Annotated in this window: 16 protein-coding genes; 10 read left to right on the top strand and 6 right to left on the bottom strand. The window is 42.9% G+C overall.

Annotation, left to right across the window (positions count from 1 at the left end; genetic code table 11):
• Positions 1–510, top strand: a complete 510-nt coding sequence (locus ICE90_RS08695) for a hypothetical protein (RefSeq protein WP_216192054.1) — start codon at positions 1–3, stop codon at positions 508–510.
• Here ICE90_RS08695 and ICE90_RS08690 read toward each other — a convergent pair.
• The 3 genes from ICE90_RS08690 to ICE90_RS08680 are packed head-to-tail and all read right to left on the bottom strand — an operon-like array spanning position 502 to position 3265.
• Positions 502–1623 (bottom strand): hypothetical protein, encoded by a 1122-nt coding sequence (locus ICE90_RS08690; RefSeq protein ID WP_216192052.1) that lies wholly within the window; start codon positions 1621–1623, stop codon positions 502–504. The genes ICE90_RS08695 and ICE90_RS08690 overlap by 9 nt on opposite strands.
• Positions 1620–2813: a DNA cytosine methyltransferase gene (locus ICE90_RS08685; protein ID WP_216192050.1), complete on the bottom strand. Its 1194-nt coding sequence runs from the start codon at positions 2811–2813 to the stop codon at positions 1620–1622. Before ICE90_RS08685 ends, ICE90_RS08690 begins: the two co-directional genes overlap by 4 nt.
• Positions 2814–2848: 35 nt before the next feature.
• The gene (locus ICE90_RS08680; RefSeq protein ID WP_216192048.1) at positions 2849–3265 is read right to left on the bottom strand and encodes a helix-turn-helix domain-containing protein; all 417 of its coding nucleotides are present in this window, start codon (positions 3263–3265) and stop codon (positions 2849–2851) included.
• Positions 3266–3678: 413 nt separating this feature from the next.
• Here ICE90_RS08680 and ICE90_RS08675 point away from each other — a divergent pair, with 413 nt between their 5' ends.
• From ICE90_RS08675 to ICE90_RS08655, 5 genes are read left to right on the top strand one after another with little or no spacing between them, the layout of a single operon-like run.
• A complete protein-coding gene (locus tag ICE90_RS08675) occupies positions 3679–4386 on the top strand; it encodes a hypothetical protein (protein ID WP_216192046.1) in 708 nt (235 codons plus the stop codon).
• Positions 4310–6277, top strand: a complete 1968-nt coding sequence (locus ICE90_RS08670; protein ID WP_216192044.1) for a Mu transposase C-terminal domain-containing protein — start codon at positions 4310–4312, stop codon at positions 6275–6277. The genes ICE90_RS08675 and ICE90_RS08670 overlap by 77 nt, the downstream gene beginning before the upstream one ends.
• Before the next feature lie 14 nt (positions 6278–6291).
• Positions 6292–7248 carry a TniB family NTP-binding protein gene (locus tag ICE90_RS08665; RefSeq protein WP_216192041.1) on the top strand — a complete coding sequence of 319 codons (957 nt, stop codon included), beginning with the start codon at positions 6292–6294 and terminating at the stop codon, positions 7246–7248.
• The gene (locus ICE90_RS08660) at positions 7220–8197 is read left to right on the top strand and encodes a TniQ family protein (protein WP_216192039.1); all 978 of its coding nucleotides are present in this window, start codon (positions 7220–7222) and stop codon (positions 8195–8197) included. Before ICE90_RS08665 ends, ICE90_RS08660 begins: the two co-directional genes overlap by 29 nt.
• 5 nt (positions 8198–8202) lie before the next feature.
• A complete protein-coding gene (locus ICE90_RS08655; protein WP_216192037.1) occupies positions 8203–9054 on the top strand; it encodes a TniQ family protein in 852 nt (283 codons plus the stop codon).
• A 10-nt stretch (positions 9055–9064) separates the two neighbouring features.
• Here the strand turns inward: ICE90_RS08655 and ICE90_RS08650 are convergent, their stop codons facing one another.
• Both ICE90_RS08650 and ICE90_RS08645 read right to left on the bottom strand, forming a co-directional pair.
• Entirely contained in the window at positions 9065–10915 is a 1851-nt protein-coding gene (locus ICE90_RS08650) for an ATP-dependent endonuclease (protein WP_216192034.1), read from the bottom strand.
• A gap of 141 nt (positions 10916–11056) precedes the next feature.
• Complete coding sequence (locus ICE90_RS08645) at positions 11057–15097, bottom strand: helix-turn-helix domain-containing protein (RefSeq protein WP_216192032.1); 4041 nt, start codon at positions 15095–15097, stop codon at positions 11057–11059.
• Between the two features lie 328 nt (positions 15098–15425).
• Between ICE90_RS08645 and ICE90_RS08640 the strand changes: the two genes are divergently transcribed.
• From ICE90_RS08640 to dacB, 4 genes are read left to right on the top strand one after another with little or no spacing between them, the layout of a single operon-like run.
• On the top strand, positions 15426–16268 hold the full coding sequence (locus tag ICE90_RS08640) for a diguanylate phosphodiesterase (RefSeq protein ID WP_216192029.1): 843 nt from the start codon (positions 15426–15428) through the stop codon (positions 16266–16268).
• The gene (locus ICE90_RS08635) at positions 16268–16891 is read left to right on the top strand and encodes a response regulator transcription factor (protein ID WP_072582788.1); all 624 of its coding nucleotides are present in this window, start codon (positions 16268–16270) and stop codon (positions 16889–16891) included. Before ICE90_RS08640 ends, ICE90_RS08635 begins: the two co-directional genes overlap by 1 nt.
• Positions 16892–16897: 6 nt before the next feature.
• Positions 16898–19324 carry an ATP-binding protein gene (locus tag ICE90_RS08630; protein WP_215320977.1) on the top strand — a complete coding sequence of 809 codons (2427 nt, stop codon included), beginning with the start codon at positions 16898–16900 and terminating at the stop codon, positions 19322–19324.
• A gap of 31 nt (positions 19325–19355) precedes the next feature.
• Positions 19356–20885: a D-alanyl-D-alanine carboxypeptidase/D-alanyl-D-alanine-endopeptidase gene (gene dacB / locus ICE90_RS08625; protein WP_215320979.1), complete on the top strand. Its 1530-nt coding sequence runs from the start codon at positions 19356–19358 to the stop codon at positions 20883–20885.
• Here dacB and ICE90_RS08620 read toward each other — a convergent pair.
• Positions 20831–21937 (bottom strand): L-threonylcarbamoyladenylate synthase, encoded by a 1107-nt coding sequence (locus ICE90_RS08620; protein WP_216155178.1) that lies wholly within the window; start codon positions 21935–21937, stop codon positions 20831–20833. The genes dacB and ICE90_RS08620 overlap by 55 nt on opposite strands.
• Position 21938: the final 1 nt, after the last annotated feature.

The following is a 21938-nucleotide window of genomic DNA, read 5'->3' as shown; positions in this document are numbered from 1 at the left end:
ATGCTCCAAAATTCCGAATTACTTGAGTCACTTGAGCTTCTTGAACGGCTCTATACGGATGCCCCTACAAAAGCTTCTTTGTTACACTCAAAACATGCCCTCCTAGAGCTTTGCGGCTGGATTGAAGAGGCTCAAGACGCAATCGTTAAAGGCTGCGCCCAGAAATTACTAGATGACGAAGAAATAGAGTGGATTGCCCAAAAAATTGAAGATAACCACCATTTTAAGGTGGGTAACTTTAAAAATTTAATTTCTCTAGTTATTGGACTCAATAAATATAAGGAAGTTCACAGCAACCTCTCATCGACCGGATTGAAATACTTACCAATGATTGCAGCGATCAATTCCCTTGTAAAACCTAGAAATAGTCATGCCCATACTCACTTTGAAGAGGCTAGACCTATGAGTAAAACACTGCAATCGCCAAGCGTTCTTAGGCAAGAGGCTTTAAAGATATATGAAGGTTTCTGCGAACTCGAGGAAGCTTTACGCAGTAATGAATTAATTTAAAGAAGCTCCCGAGGTGCCTGTTACTTTTATTTGGTTATGAACACAGGGCTCCATAAAGCAATCGAGAAAAACTTCATTTACAGCCGCCCCCGAAAGATTCCGCCTTTTACATAAGCTATATAACTCCTCCACCCCTGAATAGGAGAAGAATTTAGTATTTAAGGATTGGAATTGGGCGGCGCTAGCCTTGCGAATTACATCGTCGCGATCTTCATCGGCGGCGACAATAACCCACCTAATATCGGCAAGACGTGGGGCCAAATCTTGAAATTTCTTCATTCTCGTTAGGCCCGATGTAACACCAGTGCTGTGCTCAACCTCCATTACCGCCGGCATCAATCTTCCATTCTTGAACCAAATACAGTCTATTAAGTTTGCAGCCGACCTTGCATCGTCATAGGCTGCCAAAACCTTTTCATCCGATAGACTAGAAATCACCCCCTCTAACTCACCAACACGTTTTTTTCCATAGAGAAAACCTTTATCATTGTGGGCAATCCATGTTCTAAATCCTAACTGAACACCAATCTCAATCAAAGCAATTTGAATTTGCAGATGTCTACGCTTTACATCAATATCCATTTCTGCAGGCAGACACTGCCTGGTAATTGCAAGGGAATCATAAGTAACAGTCTGAGTAGGTATTTCTGAGATAGCTTGATCGCTCCCCACGCTGCTCTCAACTAAAACTCCATTTTCATGCGGCGTATTCGGCATCCAAATAATATGCTTATGCCCCTTCTTAATTTCAGATGAATTGTTAATAAGCTCAATTCTTCCAGGAGTGCACCAATAGAATTCTGGAGTATGCGCCAGGAGCGCTTCCAGTAAGGATCTAGTGTTATAGCTACCAGCCAATACACGGTCAAAATTTATTGGGATATTGGGTGCATATGCATTTGCAATCCTCCAAATCATTGCCGACGATAGCGTTGCCCTTGTTGGGTGTGCCCCAGTAGTTGGATTTCTTCTTTCTACAATGATTGGACCCTCAGGCCCAGCACTCGAAACAACCCTGACTTGAGTACGCGTTGTGCTGCTTATGTACTCATACCATTGATCTTTAGGCAACCCCATAATAGCTTTGACAATATTCGCGGCTGTTATTTTCATTTTTTAATTTCCATTAAGAAATCTAAAATTGTTTGGGCCAATCCTTTGGCCGCTAAAAATGGCACCCCATTACCAATGGTCTTAAACATATTACTTAACGTCATATCTGGCGGAAGCTCAAATTCTTTAGGCAAAGATTGAATAGCCAATGCCTCTGCAACAGATATTCTACGAGGCAAATATGGATGTATGTGAACTTCATTATTCCCATAAGCAGCAGTTGGAGAGTATCGCCAGCGATGGAGTCGTTTATATGACTTCTTACTCACATCACCTTCATCCAAAATTTCAAATTTTGCCAATCCCGCCCTAGGCTTAAATTGGTGGCCTGCATTTGCATGTTTTGTTACTTCATTTTTATCAAACCAATATTGCAAAGTAAGTTGTTCCGGAACATTGGCGGGCTTTTTTCTAGTTTTTGCAATAGATTGAGCCTCGGGCCAATTATATTTCTGCAAGTCTTCAGCGTCATATTTCGTAGACTTTAACCAGTCAAACTTTTCAATATCACCATTTTTACAATTCAAGACGCCAAACAGAATTATTCGCTCACGATCTTGTGGCGCACCATATTCAATTGAATTAATTAATCGTTCCGTGCACGTGTAGCCCGCTTTTTTAAGCTGTGCTTTTAAAGAATCAAAAAACTCACGATGTCGAATGGTTCTGTATAGCCCCTTAACATTTTCAAATACAAAAAAATCTGGCTTTTGCTTGCAAATTAAATCAATGTAAGTTTTGGATAGCTTGCCATTTTCACCATACTGACCTCTATTTTTTCCGCCCACTGAAAAATCAGGGCATGGTGGACCACCAATGAAACCAACAAGCCTCCCACTTTCTTTTGCATTCAACACAAAAGTAGACAAATCATTAAGCCGAGACCCGGACAAGCATTCCGTAATGCTTCCATCAAAGTATCCATAGGATGGTGATTTGATACCCATCACCTGTCTTGCATGCTTGTATGCCTGAAGGAATGGGCCATGAAATTCATTCACATATCCAATTTCAAAACCGACCTCCTCAAAACCTAAATCAAGAAATCCAGCCCCAGCAAAGAATGAAAAAATAATTGGTGGATTCTTCTTTAGATCATGTTTTTCATTTTTGACTCGAGAGCCCCTTACCTTCACGATTTTGCGCACTAGCGACTTTAAACTCAGGACTGTCTCCTGCTTTTTAATCATTATTTATACCACTCTCATAATTAGCAACTTTCTACCTACACCCACACCTGAGGTGTGGCCTGAGATCTTAAGACCTCAAACATTGCAAATTTTTCCTCGGATGAAATATTTTCCCGGCCCAGTCGAGCAACATAATCCTCCATTGCCTTAAACGCCTTAAGGGCTGCCACTCTAGACTCAATTAATGTTTTTTGAGATCCCCGCTCAATTTCCTCACCAAACAAAATAAAGCGCATATTCAACTCTAACCTGTCCAACTGATTTAAGTAGCCCAATCGGGGCTCAAACTCTTCCCGCTCGTATTGCTGATAGGTAACCACGCTCACCCCAGAGAGCTTGGCTATTTCCGCCTGGGTGTATGCAAGACGCTTTCTCTCCCGCCTTAAGCGCACCCCCCAACCTTCTTGAATCAAGAATTCAGGTTTTTTAGGGGTAGTGGCGTCAGTTTTCACGTTAAAATAATAATATTTTTTACTAAATATAGCTATTTAAAGCACTATTTGTTGCTAACTGTATAAGATTAACAAATTATTTTTATATTGTAAAGAAATGTCTTATAGCCTTTATTTACATACTGTTGAGGGGCAATTTCGTTATTGCGAAATTAAAGCCTATTGATTTTTTGAATGCAAAAGGGCGAATGCCCAACAAGAAAGGAAGCCTATAGAAGCAAAAAAACCGCACCACTTTTAACAGTAGCACGGCCTCTTTGCCCCACTTTCGTGAGGAACTTAGTTTGTAAGCTCGACACTTCGAATTATCTCCAAACAAAAAAGTGAAGTCAAGAATAGGGATTGCTTTGCCTAAATTTTAGGCAACTAAGGCGATCTGGCCGTGCTTTGCCTAATTTTTAAGGAGAAATTTAATGATTGTCAATTCTACGCGCCAGGTTATTACGCGCTCACCCCACAGAACAGTGGGAATGATTAATAGCCCCTATTTTCAGTCCAAGCCGATTGTTTATGAATCCCAGCTAGAGCGAGCCTTTGTTCAGCTGTGCCTACTTTGCCCAGGAGTCAGGCGCATTGTTGCCCAACCTTTTAAGGTCAATTTAGATCCAACCAAGAAAAGGCACTACACACCGGATTACTTAATTGAGCTAGAGGATGGAAGCTTCGTGGTGATTGAAATCAAGATCCTCGAGCGAATCGGAAAACTGGAGAGGCGCTTTAACCAAATTAATGAAATCTTAAGTAATCGTAATTTTTCATTCATGACTGCCGATGAAACGCAGCTGTATTCAGACGAAAAAGAAAAGCACGTCAAAGAAATTCTTCGCTACGTCAATTGGCAAGTTGATCCGCAATTTCAAAAAACGATTTTGAACAAGCTACAAGAAATTGAGGGCAATGCAATTTCATTTACCCATCTCCAGACTCAAGCGCAATGCTCAACTGAAGATCTTTTGCATCTCATAGCTACTCGAAAAATCTTTGTTACTGCGGTAACACCTATCTCAGAACTTTTTATTACAAAACCTATTTCAGGAGTCACACATGGACTTAATTACTTTTCAACTTGGTTTAACTTTGCGCTATGGGGATCGGATCTACCAGTTTCTCAGGCAGCTTGATGGTGGACAGGTTCAATTTGAAGACCAGATTACCCGGCACACCAAGACCCTGACGATTGCTCAAGCGGTTCATGATGTGCAAGAAGGAAAAGCGCTGGTTCTACGACCAGGTTTTGATCCAAAGTTGCCAGCATCAGTTACGCCGCCAATGAGCTTATCGGATCTTCCTATGCATTACCAAGATGATTTAGGTAGAAAAATGGACTATCTAGGCTGGATGAGGCGTCTTGGCATTAATCGCGGGGAGAAAAAACGAATTGCTGAGCAAATTCCTGTGGTTGCTGAAAGAATTAAAGATACCTCGCCACCCGCTCCCAATACGGTGATGACCTGGATGCGAATCTTTGAGTTAAATGATTTAAATCCAGCAGCTTTAGTCTCCAGATACCTTTATCGCGCGAAGACTCGCTTCACGCATCCACTAGTTGAAGAGTTTATTTACAAATGTTTGCATAAACACTACTTCACTCGCGCGCGAAACTCTCTTGAGAATGTCGGCTCCATCATTCGCTTAGAGCTTAAAAAACTCGTAGCGCAAGGCAAGCTCACCGAGGAAGAATCCAAGGTCAGCGCATCGACGATTAACCGACGCTCAAAAGAAGTGGAGCCCTATTTTGCAACTAAGGCTAGGTATGGAGATCTATATGCGCGTGTGAAATTTAGAACTCCCTTTGGGGAAAATCCCATTTGCCGCGCAATGCAGCGCTATGAAATCGATCACACCACTCTCAATTGGGTGCTGATCTGCGATCGCACGGGATTGCCGCTTGGAAGGCCCACCCTCACTTTGGTGGTTGATCGTTACTCGAGCTATATCGTTGGACTCCATGTCAGCTTTGATGGACCTAGCCTTAGCTCCACTCTAAAAGCTCTAAAGGTCGCAATTCAACCCAAAGAGATGTACACCCAACATGCGGCCTACCTTACCAATCCTTGGTTGGGCTGCGGCATCCCTGAAGAAGTTGCAGTGGACAACGGACTAGAGTTTCATTCACCACAATTTCGACAGGTCGCTTGGGAGTTGCAACTCATTCTGGAATATTGCCGCGTACGAACACCCTGGTCAAAAGCTGGAGTCGAAAGAGTCTTTCGTGATTTAGATTTTTTGCATCTTCCATCAGGACGTGTAAACAAGCCTATTCCCAACGTTCGCTTTCCAGACCCCAAAAAGGATGCTGGCATTCCTTTTAGTATTTTTTGCGAAACGATCCTCAAATGGGCAGTGGACATCCACCCCTTTCATATCAATAAACATAAGTTAAGTCGCTCTTTTGATTTATTTGGGGAAAGCTTAGAGCAAATTCCACCACCTAGGTTTCTAGGAAGTCTAGAGGTGCTCAATCGCATTGCTGCTATGTCTAGATACTTGACGGTCAATAGCGGCGGAATTGAATTAATGGGGCTTTCGTACTCCTGTCCTGAACTCTTTCAAATGAAAAAAGAGGTGGGTCCTAAATTTAAGACGCTAGTTAAATGGGATCCGGATGACCTGCATATGCTCTATGTGCAGCATCCTTTAGATCACGCTAATTGGGTTCTAGTGCCCTCACGCACTCCTCATTACGCCAATCAATTGTCGTATGTGCAGCATAGAAACATTCGCGCATTTGCTAGGGAACATTTCAAAGAAATTCGTGGTCAGGAACAGCTTGATATGGCTCGAGCAGAAATGCAAGAGATGTGGCAAAGCCGGCTGATTAAAGACCACAAGAAGCTCGACTATAAAAAGGCCGTGCAAAACCAAGGGCTGTCGTCTAGCAAGATTTGGATGCCTGATCAGGAAATCATTACTGATGTCCAGTACAAGCCGGCCCAACCTACCCTGATCATTCCTGAAGCCAAAGTCACTCTCGAGGAAATTCCCGATTTTGACGGATTCACCCTCTACTAATCAAATAAATAATCATGAAAAAACATTTACTAACCACAACTGAAAACGAGATTGAACAAACCGAAAAACGTGAGCTACAAAGACGTATCTTCATGTATTCAAAGGCAGCACTAAAAATTGGCATAACCATTGATCACATCATGGTGAACCATACTCGGTTTGCTCAAGGGATCCAAGCATTAGATCGCATCTATCAATTGGCTCATGAGCTAAATTTGCCGCAAGGCATTCGGATTATTGGGCCCACTGGGTCAGGCAAAACATCGCTAGTCAATTACTTTGCCAGGACCCTACCTAAGACCACTCTCTTCAAAGAGGGTCTAGGCATTGTTATGACGCGCTTAGATGCCTCCCCCACCAGGCACCAGCTTGTTCGCAATTTATTAGTTGCCTATAACTACCCCTTTGCCACGACCTCAATTAAAGCGATTGATATTAAGACGCAAGTCTTATGCGACATTATTCGCCAAAAGGGAACGCGCATCCTCGCAATTGATGAAAGCCACCACATGGCATTCTCCAAATCCAAACGCTATGCCAAAAATAGTCAGAACGATGTCACCGATTTATTGCACCACATCATGGATGTCACTGGAGTAGGACTCTTTTTAATGGGTACCGAAGAGTTAGATGATCTTGAGAGGCTAGATCCACACTTAGCCTCTCGTGTGAGCACTCGTATTGAACTCTCAAACTACGAGACGCTCACACCGGAGTGGTATGGCTTACTCAAGGCCTTTGTTAATCAATCCAAGCAGTTTGATCTGGGGATCATTCTTACTGAGAATTATGGCGCGCTTATTCATGCGGCAACAGGTGGCAATCTTCGCAATCTAAAACGACTCATTACCGAAGTAGTCCTCATTAGTGTCGATAGTCAAGATCAGGTGATCATGAAATCGACCTTTCATCTGGCTCATGAGCGTATTTATGGGGAGGGTAATGAGTATGCCAATCCATTTACACAGTGAACTCACACCGCCCCCAATACAAATTGAATGTCTTGAAGATGAATCGGGGCTTGGCTATCTCTTGAGATGGCTTGGCACCAATCATTTGCCATTTCGATGGCTAAAAAAGGTGCTGGGCATTCGAGGGCCACGATTACCTGATACGCGAGATGCCATCGTGCTTTCTTACCTCACGGGGTTAGAGCACGAGCAGCTCAAGCCGATACTCATGCAAACGTTTGGCAATGCCAAGGAAGGAGGAATGCTGGTGTATGGCCAACAACTCCTCTTTCGAGATCTCTACCGATTTCGAAGTCCTCAAATTTGCCCAAGCTGTATTCATCAAAAAGGTTACATCTCTAGATGCTGGGAATTTGGACCAATTCCCATTTGCATTGAGCATGGGGTATATCTAATTGATCATTGCGAACATTGCAAAAAGCCTATTCGATGGGATCGGCCTACGATTGATATTTGCCAATGTGGCAGGATTTTTTCAAGCCCAGCAAATGCATCAGATAGGCCTAGCCAGGCAGAGCTCAATCTTGCAAGTTGGGCATTAAAACCCTTGATGATCAATAGATTGCCAGAGCTTAGCCAAGCCCCACCTTGGATGAGGCATCTTTCAATGGATGGAGCACTTCGAATCATCAAAGCATTTGGTATTTGCCAGACTTCGCATGAAGCCATCTCTTCTAGCTATCCATGGGGGAAATGTACAAGCCAATTTTGGCGCGATTTACTTAAACGCGCTGCTTTACGAATTGAGGGCTTCTTAGATCCCCCCATCCTTTCGGAGCTAAGTACCTTGGTTTATCAACCCTTTTTAGAGAGGTTGGCTTTTTATCCGCTCACCACTGCCGATAAGGAAAGTGCGCTTTATTTACTAAAGCAACTTTATGCCTATGAACCCCTGACGCATTTTGATAGTGCCAAAGGCCATCTTTCACAACAACGATTATTTGACTAACTGCCATGAAAAATTACTCAGCCCTATGCAATGTGCCGCCCCCTCTTCCAAGGGAATCTATTTGCTCTTGGTTAAGTCGGACAAGCCTAAGTCAAGGCGTTTCGATTACAGCGATGCTGGAATTTTTAGAATTAAAACTGCATTTTGATTTTGATTTTCGATTTTGGAGATTGGATATCGATTCAATTGCAAAGAAAGTAAACTTATTAGCTTCTGACTTCAGGAATCAACGAACCATTTCTAGGTCATTACGAATGTATGATTTCTGTGCAAAATTTTATGTAATGCGCTATGGAAGAAAAAGAAGGTCTCGATTTTGCCCATTATGTTTACAGGAAGATGAAATACCCTACTTTCGAATGGAATGGCGCCTCAAGCTCTGTGTTAGCTGCCCAATTCATAAGTGCCTACTAGAGGACGATTGCAACCACTGCAGAAGCCCCATCATTCTTCCCGTAAACTTATTTGCAAAGGCATCAGATGAAAGGCCCCTTGAATCCCTGGCGAATTGCCCATCATGTGGAACGCAGTTGTCAAAAGTTAGTCCCGCGTTTTTTCAGGGCGTCCTATATGAAGCAATGGATAAAAAGAGTAAGTACTTCATAGAGACCAGTGAATTAGTAGTTGCCGCATTCTACAAAAGAAATGTTTGGTTTAATAAAAAGATTCAAGGCCTTGAGCCCCTCTTCTATAAACAGGCTAGAAGCCGAAAAAAAGAATTCAAATGGACTGCGCGTACCTGGAGGTTAAAAATTAAGCGTCATCTGAAAAGCCATCCAATGATCAGGGATGTTAATCCCCCCCTTGAACCCAATTATTTCTTGGATATTGGTAGATCAGTAAGGCAACTGAAGTAATTTAAAATACCTACTTGCCTTGATTCAGAATATCCTCCAAGATGCTTTTCAAGTCTGGTGCTGTTTCAAAATTTTCCGGGATGGTAAATCTATCAAGCAACTTATCGCTAAAATTATTTTCTTTAGCAACTACCTTGAGTGCTTTATGTAGAGTTTTTCCAAGAACGGTATTTTTAGAAGTCTCGCCGTTACCCATCCAAAGCTCATCCGTTGCTGGACTACCTCCATTCTCATACAACATCCTGTTTATGACTTTGCGCTTATCGTAAAAAGTATTTTTAGCATCCTTTATGCACCGCGACACCCCATCCTTAATCCAGGCGACTGCTATTTCTTCGGTAATCCCGTATAGGGCGGCCAAGTATTTAGGTTGACAAAAATAACCCTCTACATCCACATACTCGGTTATCCAGGCAGTCGTTCTTTCTGCTTTATATCGCCCCCTCCACATCTTGCACTCAGCATCGATCATAAAATCTCGATCTCTATGTATCAATGCATTAATTCCGAACGCATTATCACCAATCAACCCATCTAATAGCGCATTACGCGGTAAATTATCTACGCCAAAACATCGACAAATGGCTATTTGTCTGTATAAGTGAGGCCATTGGCGCAAAATTGCTCGGATGGGTTGATCATCCTCATCCTCTACAAAAAATAAAATTCTTTTATCAAGCCCACCCCAACCCAGGAGCGCTCTAATTGCATCATCCTCATGCTCAACAATTTGACCATCTTTAACCCAAACTAAGTTCGCATTTGGAGAGGCGGCCCGAACAATGTGTGGACTATGCGTGGTTAAAACTGCCTGCACATTAAATTCGGCTGCAGCTTGCTCAAGCGCTTCTATAAGACGCTCTTGCTTATCTGGGTGTAAGTGGGCATCCGGCTCATCAATAAGAAGTAATTTTGGGCGAAATAATATAAGGTACGCAAAAATTTGAATTACCTGTAGAACACCTGTAGCAGCAGTCTCCAATGGACGCTTCAAACCAGAAAGAAGCTTGTCCTCAAAAAGTGCGCGAATATTGATATCTTCACGATCATCAAAACCTACCTCAAGGCGTACATTTGGATGAATAATTTGTACCAATTCATTTAATCTTTTAACGCGTGCCTTTGCTGGTTCACTATCCAATTCACCCGGCTGTTGACTGGCAATATTAAAAAGAACATTTCTTAAAACACCGCCTGCATCACCACTGGCAGCTTGACGCCTAAGAAGTGGTTGCACCAAGATAGTTTCTCGCTCTGACAAGCCAGCAAGCCCAGGGATATAGGCGGTAATAACATCATCACGCTGTTTAAATGGGCTTACAGCTACACCGCCATCTATATGAACAGCAATTCCCCCGCGATTGCGAGCCGCCCAGATCTTAATATTTGCTGCTAGTGGTGTGCCATCCTCAGGCAACAGGTGATTAAAAGTCACGACAGTAGGGGCCGTCCCCCTGTCAGATGACAATTCTTTTTTATGTGCCATTTTTAATGGATCACTTGATGGGGAGTAATCCAATCTTTCAAAGTTGATAACCTCTGATTGCTTCCTTGGGGGAATATAACTTGCTGCACGCGCTGCCCAATGTATAGCTTGCAATACTGAAGATTTCCCAGAGCCATTTGGCCCTACCAATATTGTGACATCTGAAAGTGGGAGATCAATAGAGTCAATCGCTTTGAAATTTTTAATTTCAATTGAACGAAGCTTTGTCCAACGTATAGTCTTGCTCGATTTGGAGGCGATCTGAGGACTTAGATTTGCAACTGATAAATTTGTCACTCGTACCTCAGCAAACCCCTCTTGAGAAGAGGATGGGGGGCCTACTTGCATTTTCTCGGAAGGCTTTTGATCATTCATTAGTTTTTATACTTTAAATGTTGATTATGATAAAACTCTATATACATCACCGGCTATCAATCTTTCATATAAAAATTTAGTGTAGCTTTTCTATAAGACTGATAATTATTTAGTTGGTCAGCATCAATACATGAGATAACTTTACTCTTCATAATTTTCGGCATCCCCGAGAGAATCTGAAATATTTCTTTCAGCATCTTTATTTATTAAGCTGTAAAGACGGTAGGCTGGAGAAAATTGAGGTAAGTTTTCCAGCATCTGCTTGGAAAGATCTCTAACCTCAACATCCCTTTCGAATGGGACTCCTGCTATACCCTGCTTTAATCCACTCACGGCCGCACAGTACAGTTCATTTGTTATTTGATCCAAAACCTTCTTTCCAAAAGATTTAGCTGCCGTTAACAAATCCACAATAAAGCTGTAATTAACTATTGAAAAGTTTGAAGGCGCATCCCTTAAAAATTTTCCAATGAGCTGAATATCGAGTTCGTCTCCATTTAATTTTTCCCTTAAAAAGGAAACTACAGAATCATCAATCGGCGAGAAAATTGGCAAGAATACATGTGAAGAAAAATATTGAAACTTTGCATCTTTTTCATAATTCTCACGAGACCATCTCCATAGTGTCCGCATTAAATAATCGCACTCTTCAGACATTCTGAATTTAAGAGGTGTGTGAATATATGGTCCATAGTTACATGGTCGAAATGAATAGTCCCCTGTTGACTGAGCATACTCAACCCGACGCATAAAAAAGCCTAATGTTTCTCTGGGATACTTTTCCGAACAAGCAGAAAGGAAGTATTCAAGCCAAAATTCACTTACGTTTGGAAGGATGAGAATTTTTTCAAGAAACTTCATTACAAATACTTCATCCAGCCTATCGGCAGGCAAGCTACCATTTTCGTGAAATAAACTACAAACTTCGTCAGCAATTTTCACTGAATTGTTTAAATTCACACTCAAAATTAAACTTTTTGCTTCCACTGCATTGACTTGTGCAACTTGCCGAATGGCCCTTAATGAGATCAACACCTCATACTGATCTGCAGAGGCAAGCAGTTTATGCAAAATATCCAATTCTTCCGGCGGGAGATCATGATTATTTAAAATTTCTCCTATTGCACTTGCAACACCCCGCCTCAAATTTTCGTGAGTTGAATTAAATAACTTCAACAACAAAGATCTGCCGTCATTTACATCTACCTTATAGGCCTGGATTAACGCTATATGAATAAATGCCGCTGTTTTTTGGGTGGGGTCTTTCAGCCCGGATTCAATAATTATTAAACCCAATTTTGGCATCCCAGCTATACACTCAGAAATTAGATGGTAAGGGGCTACAGCTTGATTAGGCTTATTTTCATTAATTTCTTTTAGTTTTTTTTCAATCTGTAAATGAAGCTGCTCGGCTTCTGGGTACAAAGAAATTAATTCGTTACTTACAGATTTAACCGTCTTCTGAACTAATTCCTCGTATTTTTCAACGTCGTACTCCTCCAGCATTCGACCATATCCATCCATCAGTGAACGCGTTAGGCGATAGTCAATAGACGATGGCACTAATTCCATTATTTTTTTAGCCACTAACTTGGTTTTTGTTTGGGAATACCTAGAGTGCCAAGAAATAGCATTTTGAAGCTCAAGCCATACAAGAGAATTAATCTCAGAATTCGCAACCTTATCTTTGATGTTTTTAAGAGTATCAACAAATTCTTTAGTCCACTGCCCATACTCTTCATCAGAGACCTGCGATCCAAACTGTCCCATTGGATAGCGAAGCGCATGATGCAGGGCGGCCGCAGAGTGAATGGCTATTTTTATATTTGAATGATTTAGTCTAAATATTGCTGCACCAATCACCAACTGCCTTAGCTCTTTAACCGCTACTTGCTTGACCTGAAAGGGGCCAAATGAAATCTCTCTTCCATTCGAACTCGTAGTATGACCTTCAGTTTGAAGTATTCCCTGAAGCACATCATACGGGGTATAAGAACCCGCCCATGCATTTGGATTATCCAATAACGAAATAGAAAAATTAACTATTTTTTGGTTGTAATCAACTGGCTTATTAGGTTCTACCGAACATAATTCTTTAAGAATTCGAATCGAATGTTGCGGATGTTGATTAATTTTTCGAGGATCCTTCGAGCCCAACTCCCACAAACATGCACATGCGCGCTCTACAAATTCGAAATTGTAGGCGGCATACTTAATCAACTCAGGTAAATCTCTAATTTCACGACCATCACGAATACATTCTTCAGCAAACCTTAGCGCTCTTTCTGGCTGGTAATAAGCTACAGATATCATGGCTCTCAAATGCAGATCGCCATATTCGCCTGTTGGATCGAGCATTCTCCACATATCGTCAAGCAATCCACTATTGCTCGTATCGCCACTTGTTCTTCGCCAATCAAGCTTTCCTAAATTCATCAAGATATGCTCAATGAGAGCAACCGGTGCCTCTGAAAATACTTTTTCAGCATAGCCCGTAGAATCTCCGTTGACCTTTACGCAGCTCTGTTCAATGATGTAGTCAGCCAAAAGATCGGGGGCCAGTCGATATTTTTGTCCACGCTTAAAAAGAATTCCTCCTTTTATAAGCATGCCGATATATTTATTGCTATCGGCAATGGATATATCTTCAATTTTTTCAATCAATTCGAGTAATTGTGAATCGCTTGGATTAAATGGTTGCACTAAAGCCAATATCCTAAGAATGCAATCGAGCCTATCTTTATCTCTGCCGCTTTCGTTAGCCAGGCCATATGTAATTACATCTTGAAATTTGGCAAGTATCGTTGTTCTAAATGTAGATTCAATATTCAGAAACTCTGGTTTTATTTTTTCCCTGGAAACGATTTGCGCTCCCAATACCGTAGCCAAGGGGCAATCTAAAGTGAATTTAGCAATTTGCTCTGCTGTCTCGATTGGCCCAGAGCTTCCATGAAGAACTTCTTGAGCAAGTAAAACTGATTCCTTAAGAGTAAGCGACTTAAGATCAATCCGAATAGCGTGGGGAGGCTGAAGAGATACATTGGCCGCATGCAAACTTATACGCTCATATCCATAGGATCTTAACGATAAAACTAACTTTGCCTGATTTTTTGGATTAGCTACATATTTAAACAAAATAGGTAAATCTTCGCGATCATGTGCATCATCGACAACTAGAAGCTTTCTTCCTACACCTAAACTCTCTAAATGCTTGCTTGTTAACTCTTCACCTATCGACAAAACCTTTGTCATAACATCTTGTTTTTTTTCTAGAAAGGCGCTTAAAGCCTGATACAGCAGACGTGACTTGCCTGAACCACCAGACCCGGTGATTAAAATTGCTTTAATACTTTCATCCATCAAGCAAGAGTCAAGGCTTGCAAGTTCCTGCTCTCGTCCGATCAGTTGCCACTTATGATTGAAAATGCTGTCATCAGCCAAAAATGGCTCAAAGAAATCATCGACATTTACCCAAGGCCCCGCCTCCGTCTCCCCAAGTAGCGCCTGCCGCTGGCCCGGGAAGAATATATCTACAAGACGAATTTGCTCAACCTTGGCTAGTTGACGAATTCTTAATGAAATATCTTCCTTATCCCATAACTCCCAACCAACATACTTCTTTATTTCATCTCGGGATTTTGGGCTAGCAATTCGAGTAAGTAAGAGTATATTTTTTTGAGCTTCACGATTGTGCTCTTCTACCGCTTTTTTAACTTGTGCCGGGCCGAACTCTTCGCGCCTTTTGCATTGATAGGTATAGGTCTCATCCCCCAAGAGAACCTCAAGGTCAATTCCATCCTGCTTGTGCCCTGTTGCACCAAATCTATAAACTGATTTTGCTGTTGGATGCAGGAGATATAAAAAATGATGGCAGAATCTCTCAAAAATATCAGGTGGTAGCAAATCAATCGGAAATGGTTGATCAAAACTAGTATTGGCAATTGGCCTGCTTGAATAACCCGCCAATACTTTTAATTCATTTACATCAGCCTCAATAGCCATCGCTAATAATTCCAAATCTCCCTGCCTTGGTCGTGATGCCCCCTTTTCCCATCGGCTGATGCTTTGTTGCTTTACAGTTTTAAGCAATGCGGCCAACTCTCCTTGGGAATTTAGTCCTCGCGCAAGTCTAAGTTCTTGGATCCGGCTACCCAATTGGTGATAAGGAGTTTTATTAGTCATACTCGTTTAATGTGTTTTTATTAGTGATACACATTTTATGTGTATCACTATGAAACGTCAAGCTGCAATATTTCCAAGATATTTGACGAATTCAGGGGTAATTCCCAAGATTCTTGAAGAATCATTCTCGAGATAGCTGGCTAAAAATTTGTAACTTATTGATTTATATAGTCATTGATTTCTGAGATAAATGGATATCGTCAGATTTAGCCTATTTTTATAATGGGGACAGGCTGGTAGGCCGATTCCTACAGATAAATCAGCCTAAAGCCCTTACCGCTCCAATCCGTCCTGCCTAGACTGGATAGCCACCGACTGGAGAATGCTGATGAGCCCGAAATCCCGGCTGTACACGCTTGTAAAGGCATGGAAGAACAAACCCTTCCAAGAAGTACGAGACGCCTGTGGCGACCCCTGGCTTGGACTTAGTAACCAAGCCCTTGAAGAACACCAATCCTGGTCTAAACGACAAGCGATTAGTTATGAACCCATTTTTAACTGCAAGGGAACCAAACTGACAGGATCTTTATTTAGACCATTACTGACTGCCTCTGACATGCAATTGCTGCGCCTTTTTATGGAAGGCTTAGACACCATCGCATATTGGTATCGCAGTGGTCGCTTTATTCCTGGCATTTTGCCAATACCAACACATGCCATAGCCTCAAGCCGCTACGTGGATGCAATGAGTGAACTCATTCTGAACTCACGCCTACCAGTGGGCTTGGTAAGTATTGGCATTCAAACAATTCCTGAGCCTGACATCGCCGATGCTTGTAAAGAAGGGTTACTGCGTTTACGACGGCTTGGCATCTTGCTACATTTTCTGAAATTCACCGGAAGCATTGAAGAGTTGCAGTGGATCACGGAAATGCAATTAGAGGGCGTTCATATCGATATGAGTCAAATACGTGAACGCGAGCTGGCAAGCAATGTGCTTTCTCAACTCAGACAATCGCCCTACTCACCAACACAATTTTATGCCAGCAATATTGGGTTAGTAAAGGATTTAGAAAACGCTTCCATTCTGATTGTCGACCATTCCTATGGTGGTCTCATGATGTCGCCTGTAAGTCGCCATCAGATGCTGCAGATTAACGATAGTCGTATCGCTAAAGCCATTTTTTCGCTGCACCCTCATCCACACCCAAACCAAAACGGAGACAAGTAATGAGAAAACGCGTGATGTTGGTAGATGACCATCCGGCAATGCTGATGGCTCTTAAAAGTATGTTGCAGGACCAGTTGCTTTTTGAGATCGCAGGGCAAGCCCAGAATGGTGAGGAGTGCCTTAGGTCCATGAAGGAGGTGAACCCCAATATGGTGATCCTGGATCTCGATATGCCCAAGACGGATGGCTTTGATGTCATACGCCGTATCGGATTAATGTATCCCGAGGTTCGAATGCTTGTTCTTTCCAGCATGGACGAGGCTGTTTATGGCGGGAGAGTACGCTCATTAGGCGGGCATGGTTTTGTAAACAAAACTGCAGGTGCAGATGTCATCCTAGCTGCTTGCGTTGCCATATCCCAAGGCTATAACTTTTTCACTCATGGCAAAAATGGCAATAGCTCATTAAGTGACAACGATAAGCTTGCGCTAATTTCTGATCGTGAGTTACAGGTTATGAAATATCTGGGCAAAGGTAACTCCAATCAGCAGATCTCTGAAATGCTGCATATCAGCAATAAGACAGTAGCTACTTATAAGACCAGAGTCTTTGACAAACTAGGCATTAACAATATTGCAGACTTGATTTTGTTCTGTCGCATGAACAATATTATCGAAAGCTAATTGAGCATGCGTCGGTCCATCACCCGTATTGCCCTTTTTATCCTATTAAATGGGATATTAAACAATACCTATGCGAACTTACTGAATTCAGCAGAGCAAAGATGGATCGATGCTCATCCCATAGTACGTTTTAGTATTCATGAAAAATATGCGCCTTACTTAGATGTGAATGGAAAGGGTGAGTCTGGAGTTTTTCATAGCCTTCTAAAAAAGCTCAGCGAATTTACCCAACAGGAGTTTTTACCGACGTGGCGAAAGAGTGATCAGGAGGGGCTTGAGCAACTAGCCAATGGAGAGGTAGATTTCATCATTGATCCGCCCGCTATAGATAATGAGTATCTGATGTTTGGGTCCTTATCAGAAGCAATCTTTTGGGGGCATGACGCTATTCTGACTAAACGGTCAAAAAACGATACGCCTATTGAGCCAATTAATATTGCCTACTTTGACCGTGGCTTTGAAAACCCGCCAATACCCAATCACCCCCAAGCTAGCGTATCCGGTCATGCAGAAAAATTAGTATTTGATCTTCTCAAAAATGATATTGAGGCGCTTGTCATACCGCTTCGTCTTGCGCAACAACTGATTCAGAAATTTAACGTAGATAAGTTACAAATTGATGGGCTTTACAGAAGAGAGCCCTTCAAATACCGTTGGCTTATCTCCAATCAAGATGAAGCTTTGCATGGAGTGCTTGAGCATTTTCTCAATAATCTAGATCCAATCGCATCACGAGGTCTTTTTAACATCAACGCATCTACTTTTGAAAGAGTCCACCCATCTGCACCCAACCATTTACCTTGGCTCTCCACTTTGGCAATCCTAGTGATAGGCTCTACCTTGCTTTGGCGCATGCATCAGAAACAATCACTTCAAAAGGAAGAGGCTCAAGAACTCATTTCATCGAAAGAGCAGGCAGAAAATGCAAACGCCGCAAAGTCTGCCTTCCTTGCCACCATGAGCCATGAAATTCGCACGCCCATGAATGCCATTTTAGGGGTGCAGGAGTTATTGCTTAGCAGCCCCCTACCTACAAATGAAAAAACTTTACTCAAGAGCGCGCACTCTTCAGCAGAATCTCTTCTAGGAATCCTAAACCAGGTTTTGGATCTATCAAAGATAGAGGCAGGCAAGCTTACGCTCAATATTGAGCCCTGCAATCTCAATGCTTTGATTGATGACATCGGTTCGGCATTCTCGACCGTGGCCCATAGACAGAGTCTCAAGCTACATACCTCAAAAGATCCACGCATTGCAGAAGTCTTGTTGTTAGATTCTTTACGTCTACGCCAAATACTGCAGAACCTGATTAGTAACGCCATTAAGTTCACCGATCATGGCGAAATCTACTTCTCTATCAGCGTGCTTGCAGATGATCATGCGGGGCAACTGATTGAATTCAGAGTCATTGATACCGGTGTTGGCATGTGTACAGAAGAAATTACCCTAGCACTGCAAGCTTTTGAGCAAATTCCGGGTAATAACGAACAAGTGAATGGCACTGGGCTTGGCCTAACCATTACCAATCACTTAGTTACCTCCATGAACAGCCAACTCTACTTTGAGAGCGCGCCTGGCTTTGGTAGCAATATTCATTTTTGCGTTGCATTCCCACGTACCAGCATTGCTGCAACCAGAGCCTCTAGACCTGAACATTGCAATATATCCAGAAAGCTTGTCTCCAAGTGTGCTCAAAATAATGAGCGTCCATTACAAGCATTAGTTGTTGAAGATCATGCCGCAAGCCGCCAAATTATCTTTCTTCAACTTCAGGCGCTGGGTATTGAAGTATCAGTTTGCGATAACGCCACCACAGCCCTGGATCTCATCAGTCAAAAGTATTTTGATCTTCTGCTAACCGATCAGTCTATTCCAGGCATGCAGGGTTCAGAGCTTGCCAAGCACATACGCAATACAGGCAATCAAGATCTCATCATCATCGGCATTACGGCAGATATCTATGCACTAGATTCGCGTCATCAATTCTTGGAGGCTGGCATGAATGGTGTTCTGATCAAACCATTAAGCCTCATGACTTTAGAGAATGAGCTTACTCGCTATTTCCAAGTCGAAGAATTAACTGGACCTCCAACTCAAACCAGAGGTCTGGAGGAGTATTCATTTGACGCCTTCGGAAATCTCCTCAGAAATAGCCCAGAGTACATTCTGGTCATTCTGGAAGAAATTAAAAAGGTGCATGATGAGACCCTTCTTTCACTGAGAAATGAAGCCGTAGATGAAGACGCCTTCAGAAGTATGATTCATAAAGTCAAAGGAGGGGCACAGCTCCTCAATGCCGAATACTTTACTAGAGCATGCGAAGCCCTAGAGCAAGAGAAGAATTTAGATACTCGAATTACCACCTTCATTCAATTACTGGAGGACCAAAATCTAATTATTACTAGGTATCAATCTCAATATGCAAAGCTTTAATCTTTGATGCGGTGGGTTTATCCTATGGGGGATGCGTTTTTCTCTTCTTCGCCCATCCGCTTTTATCGCAATCCTCCTTTGGACGGCTAGTTCTTTAGCCTTTGCCGGCGAGACTGCATCCCCAGTAATTCCACCATCCGTAGCGAGTAGCCTCGAGCGCAATCAAATACCTCTTGATGCCGTAAGCATTTCAGTTGTCGAGATCGAGCCTGCTCGCCCCGGAAAGAATGTAGCTAAGAAAGTTTTAGATTGGCGCGGTGGCGATCCAATGAACCCCGCTTCAACGATGAAGTTATTAACAACGCTTTCTGGTTTAGATGTCCTGGGTCCGCAATATCGTTGGCGCACTAATGTCTATACAGATGGAGTGATTCGTCAGGGGGTATTGAAAGGCAATCTCTATTTACAAGGTACGGGTGATCCAAAACTCGTTCCGGAAGAGCTAGCCAAGATGATGAAAGACCTTCAGGGTCTTGGTATTCAGAAGATTGATGGCAATCTATTCTTTGATCGTAGTGCTTATGCAGCTAGTGTCATGGAGCACAACACTATTGATGGCGAAGCTCTACGTGCATACAACGTTCCGCCAGATCCTCTGCTCTATGCATTTAGAACCCTGTCGTTTCAACTAGGTAAGTCACGCACCGCGGATTTTATTGACATTAGTTACACCCCTCCCCTCTCCCAGCTAAAGGTATCTAACCAAATGCAGTTGGTTGATCGCTCATGCGATAACTGGAAAAGCAATATCCGCTTTAATTTAGATCCGGAAGGTGTCACCAATACTGATCAGCCTTTAACTGCACAGTTCTCTGGGGCGTTCCCAAGCTCCTGTAAGGGAGTGAACTTTAACGTTGTTGCGCTTGATGCCAACACCTTTCTAACGCAAGGATTTGCTGCTGCCTGGGAATTAGCTGGTGGCAGCTGGGCACAAGCTCCTATCGGCAAAGATGGCTCAGTTCCTTTAGCCGCTCGACTTCTATTGCAATTTGAAGGCAGCAAACTTGCCGATGATGTTGTAGACATCAACAAGTACTCCAATAACGTCATGGCTCGCCAAGTTCTTTTGACTATGGCTCTAGATAAGATGGGCAAACCTGCAACCACTGCCAATGGTGAGTTAGTCATTCAGAGCTGGCTCAAACAAAATGGTTTGGACTTTGAGGGCCTGGTGATCGAGAATGGTTCTGGCTTATCTCGCAATGAAGCAATCTCTGCAAGTCAGATGAATCAGCTCTTGCTCACTGCTCGCAATTTACCGGTAGGTGATATTTTTTATAGCAGTTTACCAATTGCTGGCACTGATGGCACGATGCGCAATCGACTGATGGTTCAACTGCGCAAGTTTTTACATCTCAAGAAAAAACCAGAAGCCAGAATTAAAACGGGCTCTCTTGCAGATGTGCGAGCGATCTCAGGCTATGTAATGAGTAAATCCGGAAAGATGTATGCAGTGACTTCATTCATCAACCACCCCAATGCCTGGAGGGGTCTAGAGGCGCACGATCAGTTGCTGTCGTGGCTGCTTGAAGATGGGCCAGAACCAAAGCATGCGCGCTGAAGACGATCTCTAACACCATCCCACTCCTCGCCCGCTGGCGGCTCAGGGAACAAAATCAAATCCCAGCCTTGCTGATCTAAATCACGCAAGGTGCGATATAGCTTGCTAGCAAATGCGGTTGGATCGCTAGACACAATCACCTCTTCAACATCTGTTGAAGGATGGTCCTCTAAAACCAAAGAAGACTCAGAATCCCATACCGCTACAGCGACGCGCGATTTAATATCCGGATATTCACTCAAGGCATCCAAGACACGACCTGGTGCATATAGGCGCAAAGGGGTAGTTGGTGCGTAATGGGCTTTGAGACTTCCAGATACCCTTGGTACATCTGCCGCCGCTTCATTGGCCGCTTCATTCCCTTTTACTTCTCCAGGCTGATAAACCTTCACACCTGTCTTAGCAAAGATTTCACTTGGAGTGATCGCGCCGGGTCTGAGTAGAACAGCCTTATCGCCAGATGACAAATCAATAATGGTTGACTCGATCCCGACTTCACAATCGCCACCATCTAGGACCATTAAATCCAACATACCCTCGAACTCATTACGGACGTCTGCAGCACTCGTAGGAGACACCTTACCAAAGCGGTTGGCTGATGGCGCAACAACTCCGCCTTTAAATTTACGTAATAACTCTTGAGCAACAGGATGAGAAGGAGCCCGAATCGCTACCGTATCTTGGCCGCCAGTCAGCTCATTTAAAACACTTTTATCTTTCTTGAAGACCAAGGTTAATGGTCCCGGCCAAAAAACATTAATGAGCTTTAAAGATTCCTCGGATAAATCTCTTACCCACGGCGCCAAGAGCGCAACCCAGTCAACTTGAGTTTGATCAAATTTATCTGGCGCAGCTACGTGAACAATTAAAGGGTGATTTGATGGACGACCCTTAGCGGTAAAGATTTTCTTAATCGCTTCAGGATTTTTAGCATCCGCGCCCAAGCCATAAACAGTCTCAGTAGGAAAGGCAACCAACCCACCGTCACGCAAGCTTTGTACTGCCTCATTAATCACTACAGTAGATTGCAAGTGGTTACTGTCTGCGGACATT

This window comes from Polynucleobacter sp. AP-RePozz3-80-G7 (assembly GCF_018882145.1).
Classification (GTDB): domain Bacteria; phylum Pseudomonadota; class Gammaproteobacteria; order Burkholderiales; family Burkholderiaceae; genus Polynucleobacter.
This window is presented reverse-complemented; position numbering and strand designations above follow the sequence as displayed.